Origin of the sequence: Kocuria dechangensis (assembly GCF_014636775.1) — a bacterium.
GTDB classification, from domain to species: Bacteria; Actinomycetota; Actinomycetes; order Actinomycetales; family Micrococcaceae; genus Kocuria; species Kocuria dechangensis.
The window spans coordinates 1-9448 of record NZ_BMEQ01000051.1; the positions used below are offsets into that span (position 1 = coordinate 1).

Annotated in this window: 11 protein-coding genes; 3 read left to right on the forward strand and 8 right to left on the reverse strand. The window is 68.2% G+C overall.

The features are described 5' to 3' along the window. Positions 1 to 136 precede the first annotated feature (136 nt). The 4 genes from IEW07_RS20205 to IEW07_RS20220 all read right to left on the reverse strand — a co-directional run bounded on the left by IEW07_RS20205 (position 137) and on the right by IEW07_RS20220 (position 3056). Entirely contained in the window at positions 137 to 490 is a 354-nt protein-coding gene (locus tag IEW07_RS20205) for a nuclear transport factor 2 family protein (protein WP_188540521.1), read from the reverse strand. 111 nt (positions 491 to 601) lie between these two features. Beyond that, positions 602 to 1504 carry a DNA/RNA non-specific endonuclease gene (locus tag IEW07_RS20210; protein WP_229742016.1) on the reverse strand — a complete coding sequence of 301 codons (903 nt, stop codon included), beginning with the start codon at positions 1502 to 1504 and terminating at the stop codon, positions 602 to 604. A 682-nt stretch (positions 1505 to 2186) separates the two neighbouring features. Then, positions 2187 to 2522: a histone-like nucleoid-structuring protein Lsr2 gene (locus IEW07_RS20215; protein ID WP_188540525.1), complete on the reverse strand. Its 336-nt coding sequence runs from the start codon at positions 2520 to 2522 to the stop codon at positions 2187 to 2189. 60 nt (positions 2523 to 2582) lie between these two features. Then, a complete protein-coding gene (locus IEW07_RS20220) occupies positions 2583 to 3056 on the reverse strand; it encodes a hypothetical protein (protein ID WP_188540527.1) in 474 nt (157 codons plus the stop codon). Positions 3057 to 3425: 369 nt separating this feature from the next. On the opposite strand from IEW07_RS20220, the gene IEW07_RS20225 reads away from it, so the two are divergent. Beyond that, positions 3426 to 4070, forward strand: coding sequence for a recombinase family protein (locus IEW07_RS20225; protein WP_229742017.1), 645 nt, complete (start codon positions 3426 to 3428; stop codon positions 4068 to 4070). Positions 4071 to 4113: 43 nt separating this feature from the next. Here IEW07_RS20225 and IEW07_RS20230 read toward each other — a convergent pair whose 3' ends face one another. Continuing rightward, positions 4114 to 4731, reverse strand: coding sequence for a class I SAM-dependent methyltransferase (locus IEW07_RS20230; RefSeq protein WP_188540529.1), 618 nt, complete (start codon positions 4729 to 4731; stop codon positions 4114 to 4116). 244 nt (positions 4732 to 4975) lie between these two features. After that, a complete protein-coding gene (locus IEW07_RS20235; RefSeq protein ID WP_308738252.1) occupies positions 4976 to 5629 on the reverse strand; it encodes a GNAT family N-acetyltransferase in 654 nt (217 codons plus the stop codon). A gap of 432 nt (positions 5630 to 6061) precedes the next feature. Here IEW07_RS20235 and IEW07_RS20240 point away from each other — a divergent pair, with 432 nt between their 5' ends. Beyond that, positions 6062 to 6667, forward strand: a complete 606-nt coding sequence (locus IEW07_RS20240) for a TetR/AcrR family transcriptional regulator (protein WP_188540533.1) — start codon at positions 6062 to 6064, stop codon at positions 6665 to 6667. Further along, complete coding sequence (locus tag IEW07_RS20245; protein WP_188540535.1) at positions 6664 to 7653, forward strand: DMT family transporter; 990 nt, start codon at positions 6664 to 6666, stop codon at positions 7651 to 7653. The genes IEW07_RS20240 and IEW07_RS20245 overlap by 4 nt, the downstream gene beginning before the upstream one ends. A gap of 178 nt (positions 7654 to 7831) precedes the next feature. On the opposite strand, the gene IEW07_RS20250 is transcribed toward IEW07_RS20245, so the two are convergent. Continuing rightward, the gene (locus IEW07_RS20250) at positions 7832 to 8038 is read right to left on the reverse strand and encodes a tautomerase family protein (protein WP_188540537.1); all 207 of its coding nucleotides are present in this window, start codon (positions 8036 to 8038) and stop codon (positions 7832 to 7834) included. 198 nt (positions 8039 to 8236) lie between these two features. Further along, complete coding sequence (locus tag IEW07_RS20255) at positions 8237 to 9271, reverse strand: LacI family DNA-binding transcriptional regulator (RefSeq protein ID WP_188540539.1); 1035 nt, start codon at positions 9269 to 9271, stop codon at positions 8237 to 8239. Positions 9272 to 9448 lie beyond the last annotated feature (177 nt).

Consider the following 9448-nt stretch of genomic DNA (forward strand, 5'->3'; position numbering starts at 1 on the left):
AGAAGTCCGCAAGCATGAACCAACCCTCGAGGAGCCGCACCACCACCGAATGTGCGACAGAGCCGTTTATCGGACAGTCCCGCCTCGTCCCGGTGTGGGGCGACCGCGTCGCGGTCAGCTGTCGGCTCCATCCGGTTCAGGGGGTCAGGTCGATGGTGTAGGAGCGGATGCGGGTGATCAGCCCGTCGGTGAAGTCGAAGATGTCGCAGGAGGCCACCACCGATGTCCGCCCCTCGGTGTCGGTGTACTGGGCGGTGCTGTCGATGACCACGCATCGCTGGTCGGTCACGGTCCTAAAGGAGGTGAACTCCGTGGTGGTGCTGCTCAGCTCGGCGGCGGTCGCCTGGCACGCGGCGGTGACGGCGTCCTTGCCGGTGATCTCCTGGGCACCGACCAGCGTCCAGCTCACCGCGTCGGCCAGGTGCGGGAGGGCGGTGTCGAAGTCGTGGCCGGCGAAGGCGGAGGCGATCTGGGTGATCGTTGGATCCATGGTGGGCACGCTCTCTCATCGGCAGAGACGGGGAACAAGGAGGGGCGGGGTGCGGGTCTCTCACAGGCGCGGGGATGGACGACGGTGTGGCGTGGTGGAGCCGGTGGGTGCTCAGCTCACCAAGAGGAGGTCCTCGGGCCGGAGGATCTCCCGGGGCAGGGCGGTGGGTGTGAGGCGGTCGAGGGGATCGGCGGCGATGTGGGCGGGCAGCTCCAGCCGTGTGAGGTCGGCGATGCGCCGGACGGGGACCTGGAAGGTGCGGTAGGCGCCGAAGGAGAACTCCTCGGGTCTGGCCGCGAACTCTTCCAGCAGGGCCTCTTGGCTGAGCAGGTAGGCGGTGACGAAGAGCTGGTTGGTGGTGGTGACCATGGCGACGAGCTTGTAGAACTGCCTCGGGAGGGCGATTCCGCGGTAGGAGGGGTCCTCGTCGTGGAGGACGGGGCCGGTGATGACGCTGACGGTGAGGTCGCGGTTGTCGGTGTGGTGGAGGATGTAGTCCTCCAGACCCGCCCAGAGGCTCTGGCCGGCGTTGAAGTCGTGGTGCTGCGGGGCGGCGTTGGTGAAGTGGAAGGTGTCGTCGCCGGCGGCCTCGGCCACCGGCCCCCAGGCCGGATCCAGCCGGCGGACCAGGTGCCCGCGGTCCAGGGCGTTGTCGCGGTAGAGCTCGTCGTTGGTCTGCTCCTCGCGGGGGATGCGGGGGTCGATGATCCAGCGCTCGGAGTCCCGTGACGGCCGGGTTGCGGTGCGCCCGTCGATGTTCACCGCGGTGTACAGGGCCAGCCGGCGGGGCCGGTGCATGACGATGCTGAAGTGGTGGTACCTCAGCTCGGCGGAGACCACCTCGGCCCAGGACTGGTGTCCCGGCAGCGGCAGCCGGTGGTCCAGGAAGTCGGCGCGGTACCCGCTGCGGGTGCTGTAGTCGGGATCGATGGAGACGGCTTCGGCGGGGGAACGCTCCGGGGGAATGTCCTTGGCAGTGCCATCGGGGTCCAGGCCCTCGGGCGGTGTGTTCATCACCATTCACGTCCCTTCATGCCGGCCGGGCCCCGCCGGGTGCGGGGAGGCACGGCTCTGCGTGCCGCCCAGCTTCCTCGCACCTCCTCGGGCCTGGCAAGCCGGGCTCGAGGGCCTTCTGCACCACAAGCGTCGTGCTGTCATCGACGCGGGTCCGCCACGGCCTGCCGGGTCGCCGTGTCTCTCATCAGCACCTGTACCTGCACGGTCTCGCAGTTGTTGGGATCGCAGGGTCCGCCGCCACGCTGCTGGCCGCTGTGTCCTCTTCGTTCCTGTGGCCGGGGCGGCATCCGGCGGAGTGGTGCCTCGGGCGCCCTGTGCTGGGCAGGTCGTGGGGGTGCGTGCCGGCAGGGTGAGGGGGCGCGGAAGCGGCAGTGAGTGGGGCGGGACAGCTCTCCCAGCTGTCCCGCCCCCAAAAGCGCGTCTCCGGCCTTCCCGGACTGCTGCCCATCAACCCCCCGGAAGCGGGTGCGGCCGGTCGCTGCCACAGGAAGCGCTGAGGGTGGTTCGTTGGTGATCACCCATGTTTTCCCTTGTCAGCCAAGGATGAACTCACAGTCGCGGGTGGTCAATAGCGATGGGGAACATGACCTCCGGAGGACCACACCGGCAGTGAGCACGGGGATGAGGCGCTGAGGATCGCCCTGCCGGCCCGCCAGGAGAACCGGCAGGGCGCAGCCCCTCAGGACTGGCTGGTGGCGGCGTAGTAGGCGTCCTTGACGGACTGGTGAATCCGGCCGCGGTCGGAGACCTGGTGGCCGTGCTGCTTGGCCCAGGCCCGGATCTTCGCCGTCTCCGAGGAGGCAGTGATGCCGGTGGTTCGCCTGCGGCGCCCATCGCCGGTGGGAGCTTTGCGCGAGACCGCCACGAAGGGCCGTACGGCCTCGCGCAGCTTCGCCGCGTTGGCGGTGGAGAGGTCGATCTCGTAGTCGCGCCCGTCCAGGGCGAAGGTCAGGGTCTCGTCGGCGGGGCCGCCGTCGAGGTCGTCTTCGAGCTCGATGATGACATTCTGGGCCATGGGTGGTGGTTCCTCTCGGGATAGGGGGGGAGATGGAGGGGTGTGCCGCCGTGCCTGGTGTCAGGCGTCATCGGTGGTGCTCTCGACGGCGGTGGGGGAGTCGAGGGTCTCAGCGGCCTCATCAGTCACGGTGGGCGGGGCGGGGTCCGCGGTCTTGGCGCGGTTGCCGGTAATGAGGGTGCCCTCGACGGTGAGGTCCACGCAGAGCATCCCGTCCTCGGTGAAGGGCTTCCACCGGCGGGTGGCGGCGGTGTCGATCCCGTAGTGCTGCGTGAACGCGGTCGCCGAGACGATGGCCTGCCCGGGACCGTTCTTGGAACCGCTGCGCACCGCGTAGGCATGCGGGGCGGAGTCATCGGCCGGGCGCAGGGCCACCACGTTCCGATCGCGGTCGTAGAGCAGCTCCACGGTCTGAGCGTTGTCGATGAGGTCATGGGCCGCTTTGTTCAGCGAGATCACCCCTCGCTTCTGGATGGTCACGCTCGGCGCCTTCGCCAGCGGAGTCATTCTCTTGTCGAAGACCTCGAACCCCATCGTGCCCTCCTGAAACCAGACCATTGATTAGTGCCGAAGACCCATCCTAGTCATAGATTATTATGAATCTCCAAGCTGGGCAGAGCTTACCCATGGTGAGCACGAAGGAATGAAGGCCACTAAATGTACCGCCACCAACGCATCCATCGCTTTATCAGGCTCCACATGTACTGCATTGCCGTACACGGGGGGATCCAGCGGTCCCATGGAGCTAGATGACTGTATCTCAAGCCAAGGGATGCAAGACGTCTCGTCAGAAAAATTTGCGCCCGCATGTTTCCGCGGTTCGGTCCGTCTCGCAGCTATGTGCTTTATCTGTACCCCTAGAATCGGATACTCAACGTCAGTTGCGAGACAGATGGGGTGGACATGGGGAAGCTGCTCGGATATGCCCGAGTGTCGACACGGCAGCAGGACGCAGACCGCCAAGTGTCTGACCTGCTGGGTGCAGGTGTGCGGCGCGATGACCTCTGTTTGGACCATGGAGTGTCTGGAGGGCGTGCATCCCGTCCGCAGCTGGATAAGGCGATGGCTGCCCTCGAGGACGGTGACACGTTGGTGATTACCACGCTGGACCGGTTGGGGAGGTCGACGCAGAACATGCTGGCCTTCGCCGAGACCCTGCGGAGCAGGGGAGTGGGGCTGCGGGTGCTGAATCTGGGTGGGGGAGACGTCGACACCGCTACCCCCATGGGCTCGATGGTCTTCACCGTCCTGGCGGCCCTGGCCCAGATGGAACTGGAGATCAAGCGGGAGCGGATCACCGACTCGGTGGCCAAGCGAAGGGCAGCTGGCAAAGATCTCGGTGGGCGCCGGCAGACCTTCACCGACTCCCAAATCCGCAACGCTCTCCGGCTGATCGAGGGTGGGGAGCCGGCCACCCAGGTCGCCCGTGACCTCGGGATGTCGCGGGCCACCCTCTACCGTCGGATCCGAGAGCTGCCCGTGCCGACTGCCGGGGTTCCGCTGAGCCAGGGGGCGTCTGGCAACTGCGCCACAGCGCCGCAGAGCTGAAGAAACGATCCCTTCCAGCGCAGAACAGGCTCCGGCGGGTCGGCTAGCCCGCGGTTGCGGTGCCTTCGTACATGAACGCGTAAGGCTTGGGGATGCCCTTGGCGTAGTAGGTGTCCAGCCGGGTGATCGTCATTCCTGCCGCTTCGATGATCGAGGGGATGTCGCGATTGAGGTTGCACCCACCACCAATGCGCTGCTGTATGCCGTTGAGGCGGTCCTGCCATCGGCGGATGCCGTGGTGGGGTGCTCGGCCGTGCTCGGCGAAGTGCAGCTGCCCGTCCGGTTTCAGCACGCGCGCCATCTCGCGCACCGCTGTCTCCGGGTCCGGGATGGTGCACAGGCTCCAGGTGCACAGCACCGCGTCTGCGGAGTCGTCTTCCAGGGGCAGGTGTTGCCCGTCGAGGCCGACGATCTCCACCGGGATCTTCATGGCGGCGATCCGCTCCTGGGCGAGGGCGATGCTGCGCTGGGAGGGCTCCACGGCCTGCAACCGGGTCACCTCGGCCGAGAGGAAGGGAAGGTTGTGTCCGGTGCCGAATCCGATCTCCACCACCTCGCCCTGCAGGCCCGAGCACACCCGCTGCCGGATCTCTCGGACCTGCTTGGCATTCATGACTACGTCGATGACGTGGGGGAGCACCCGGTCGTCGTAAAAGCCCATGCTCTTTCCTTCCCCAGCGGTACCGTCCATCATCTCAGCTCGTGTCTGGGTCACCATGCTGTGGGGACTGCCGCACCATCAGGTGACGTTGATGATCTGCCTTGCCCGTGGCACGGGTACAGCCGAGGTCCGAAGGCGCGGCTGTGCAGTCGCTGGCCGGCCCGTGGACAGTAGGTGCATGAGAGGCGCGAAATTTACAACTTCACATATGGCCCAGATAGCGGCCATCAAGTCAGGTCAGTTGTCACTTGCAGCGGTCCCCCTCAGGATCGAACAGGAGCAGCGCCCGGACGTCCTGACCGCCGTCGGATAGCGTGAGGTGGAAGCCAAAGCGACGTAGCACGGCCAGGGCACCCGCGTTAGCGGCGGTGGTGTCTGCCCGCACTCCAGACGCCCCGAGCGAAGCGGCCTGACGCAGAGCTGCGGCCGTGGCTGCTCGTCCAACGCCGCGACCACGGGCGCCACGAGTCAGCCAAATGCCCATCTCCAGGACGCCAGGCTCATCCGTGTGCTTGAGGCGCACCGAACCCACGACCATCTCGTCGACGACCACGGCCCAGGTTCCCTCTCCGGCTGGCCCGGGCAGTCCGGCGCGACGGACACGGTGGAAGTCACGTAGCCATGCGACTCGGTCCGATGTCCACGCTCGGCCGGCCGTCAGCGGCGGAGTCACCTCATCAGCCAGTGCGTCAGTGGTCGCGGCATGAACGAGCTGCGCCAGTACGGTGTCATCCACGGCGACCAGCGCAACAGAGGAGGTTCGTTCCGCGGCCACGGCAATAAGCCTACGCAGCGCACCCCGATGCCTTGCCCGATCCAAGAGCTGCGTCCTACTGCTCGATCCCTGACTGGAGCGTCCGCGGAGAGGTGTCCAACGTCTTCGTGAGATACGTGACACGGCTCCTGCCGACTGGCGCGGGGGGCATCAGTTGAAGACGTCGATGAGGGCTGGAGCTGCGCGTTGACGAGTCCGCTCGATCAGTGCATCTCCTATGTCCGGGTCGCTGGTTGCTCTTAGCTCAGATGCACGGGCAACTACCCCTTCACATAAGGCGGACTACCGGCCAACGCGTCACGGCAGTTACTGCATCTACTCCCACATCTCCTCCGGCTTCCTGGCTCCGCCGCGACTGATAACTGGCCTTGAGTCCCCGGTCCTGCACTCGACTACCGGAGTGGTGCAGTCTGTCGGGCTGGCTGCGCGAGCTCCGGGCAGGACCAGCAAGCCTGTGTCCAGGCGTACTCGTTGCCTCGAGACCGTGCCGGGCTCCACCAGGGTTGTCGCCGCCCCCTTTTTAGGTAGACTGGTCTACCTAAGAAGGGGGCGGTTATGACGACATCTCAGCACAACGCCAAGCGGCGCCGTGGGTCGGCCCGGGAACGGTTGTTGGAGGCGGCCGCGGGCCGGTTCTACGCCGAGGGCATCACGGCCACGGGCATCGACGCGATCACCGCCGAGGCCGGGGTGGCGAAAATGAGCTTGTACAACAACTTCGCCTCCAAGGCCGCCCTGGTGGAGGCCTATCTCCAGGACCGGCACGAGGAATGGCTGAATCTGTACCGGGCCCGCCTGGCGGAGACGTCCACACCCCAGGAGCGGGTGCTGGCCGTGTTCGACGCCTACCTTGATCACGCCGGTCTCGCCTACGACCACGGCTTCCGCGGCTGCGGGCTGCTCAACGCCGCGGCCGAGCTGCCCGCCGGTGACCCGGGGCGGGCCGTGGTGCGCCGGCACAAGGAGCACGTCGAGGAACTGTTGGTCGAACACCTGAGCGCGCTGACCGATCCGGCCGCGGCCCGGAAGGTGGCGGAGCACTTCAGCTTCTTGCTGGAGGGGGCGATGGCCCGGGCCGGGCTGGAGGGCGATCCGGCACGCCTGGTCCACGCCCGTGGCATCGCCGCCGACCTCTTGACCGGTCTGGGCGCCGCCCGGTGAAGGGTACGACGGGCGGGATCCTCGCGATCCTGGTGACCGCGTTCCTGTGGGGCACCACCGGCACGGCGGCGACCTTCGCCCCGGAGGCCGGCCCGCTGGCGATCGGCGCCGCCGCGCTGGGGGTGGGCGGGCTGCTGCAAGCAGGGATCGCAGTGCCCGCCCTGCGCCGGGCCCGCCCGATGCTGCGGGCCCACGCGGGGCTGGTGGCAGTCGGGGCCGGCGCGGTGGCGGTCTACCCGCTGGCGTTCTACTCCTCGATGCACCTGGCCGGGGTGGCCATCGGCACGGTGGTCTCCTTGGCCTCGGCCCCGCTGGCTTCGGGACTGCTGGAACTGGTCCTGGAGCGCAAGCCGTTGAGCCGGTGGTGGGTGCTGGCGGCGGCGCTGGGCATCACCGGCAGTGCCCTGCTGTGCCTGTCCAAGGCCGGTCAGGCGACCGTATCAGCCACCGACACCGTCACCGGGATCGGGCTGGGCATGGTGGCCGGAGCGACCTACGCCCTGTACTCCTGGGTGGTCCACCGGCTCATGGGCCACGGGGTGGACCGGGCGGCGGCGATGGGCGCGGTCTTCGGGGCCGGCGGGGTTCTCCTGCTGCCCGTGCTGGTCGCCACGGGGGCGCCCCTGTTGGCCTCGAGCCAGTCCTTCGCCGTGGCCGCCTATATGGCCCTGGTCCCGATGTTCCTGGGCTACTACCTCTTCGGGATCGGACTCACCCGGCTGCGCCCGAGCACGGCGACCACCCTGACCCTGACCGAACCGGCCGTGGCGGCACTGCTGGCGGTCCTCGTGGTCGGCGAACAACTGGCGGTGCTCGGCTGGATCGGGCTGTCGATTCTCGCCGCCGCGCTGATCGTGCTGGCGCTGGCACCGACCAACAGCACCGGATCCCGACCACCGGCCGCCGCCGGCGAGACCATTCCAGCCGGCACGAGCCCAGCCACCCAGCAAAGACCGGCCCAGGCCGCCCCGGCACCGCTGCCATGACGGCGGCCTCGGCACGGGGCCGATGCTCCTGAGCGAACGAGAAGCTCAACCGCACCCGGATGGGCGGTGAGCTCCGCAAACGACGACGGTCCCGTCGCCTCCCGCTTTACATATGGCCGGCTACCGGCCACTGCCTGCGAGAGCGAGGTAGCGGTAGGAGTTCTCTGTCGTGCGGGGTTCAAGGGGTGGGGCCGGTGGGGCGTTCCTCGCTCTTGAGAGTGGTACCGACGCTCCACAGCTCCGGGTCGACCTCGTTGACCAGCACCCGGACGGAGGACAGCGGGGCATCGAGGGTGCGGGAGACCGTCTTGGCGACCTCACGCAGGCAGTCCTGGACCATGGCGCGGTCGCGGCCGGCGACCATGTTGATGGTGACGATGGGCATGGTGTCTCCGTTCTATAGGCTCCGTCGGAGCCTACGGTGTGGGTCGTGGCTGGTGGTGCGGGTCTGTGCCTGACCGGTCCGACCGGCTGTGGTGAAGGACCACGCCGATGGTTTGGGCGGCTGTCGTTCCCGTAAGGGTTGGCGTCCGGGGAGTCAGGGCCTGTTCCGGTGTTGCCGGCAACGGGGCGGGATGTGGCCTCAGTCAGTGCGCGTGGCCGGGGGCCGGGCGGTGGACTGGCGCGGGATGAGGGTGGGGGTGGCCACGCGGCGCGGCTCGCCGAGGGCGCCGGTGCGCTGCTGGGTGAGCAGCTCCACGGCGTTGGCGGCGATCTGGTCGAAGGGCACCCGCACGGTGGTCAGGGCCACCGGCAGGCGGGCCGAGACGGGGATGTCGTTGTAGCCGACCACCGACAGGTCGCCCGGCACCGACAGCCCGGCCGCCTGGGCGGCGGCCAGCACCCCGATGGCGGTGTTGTCGTTGACGGCGAAGATCGCGGTGGGCCGGTCCGGGTCGGCCAGGATCGCGCGGGCGACGGTCTCCCCGGAGTCCATGCCGAAGGTGGACTCGTGGACGAGGTGGTCGACCCCGGTGATTCCGGCCTCGGTCATGGCGCGGCGGTAGCCGGCCTGCCGGGCCACGGCGGTGGAGGCGTAGGAGGGTCCGGCGACCAGGGCGATGTTCCGGTGGCCCAGGTCCAGCAGGTGACGGGTGGCCAGGTAGCCGCCGAGCTCGTCGTCGCCGGTGGCCGAGGGGCTGATGTGATCGGTGCGCAGGGCCAGCACGTGCGGTACCCCCTGGGCCCGCAGTTGAGCGGCGACGGGGTCCTCCAGGCGGGCGGTGGTGAGGATCAGCCCGTCCACGCGCTGGCGCAAGAGGGTCTCCACGGTGGCCTTCTCGGCTTCGGGGCGGTCCTCGGTGGTGGCCACCATGGCGAAGCCGGCCTGGCGGGCGCACGCTCGGGCGACCTCTTCGAAGAAGACGGCCATCACGGTGTCCGACAGCCGCGGCACCAGGACCCCGACGGTGCCGGTGTGCTGGCGGCGCAGCCCGGAGGCATAGGCATCGGGCCGGTACCCGAGCTCGGCAGCGGCTGCGCGCACTCGCTCGGCGGAAGGTGACCTCGAGGGCGGACGGCGGTCGTCGAGCACCCTCGAGACCGTGGAGGTGCTCACCCCTGCCAGCCGGGCGACGTCGCGGATCGTCACGGTGCGCGAGACCGCCTGCTCAGTCATGCCCGTCCTGATCCATGGCTCGGACGATACCAAAGCCCTTGGCGGGACAGGCCCTGATGGGGGTGCGATCGGTGTGGATCCATGAGCTGCATCACAGAAAGTTTCGGCGAAGGTGTTGACAGGTGTCATGGGTCACATCATAGTTGAAAACGTTCCCGCAAACGTTCCCAACCCAGG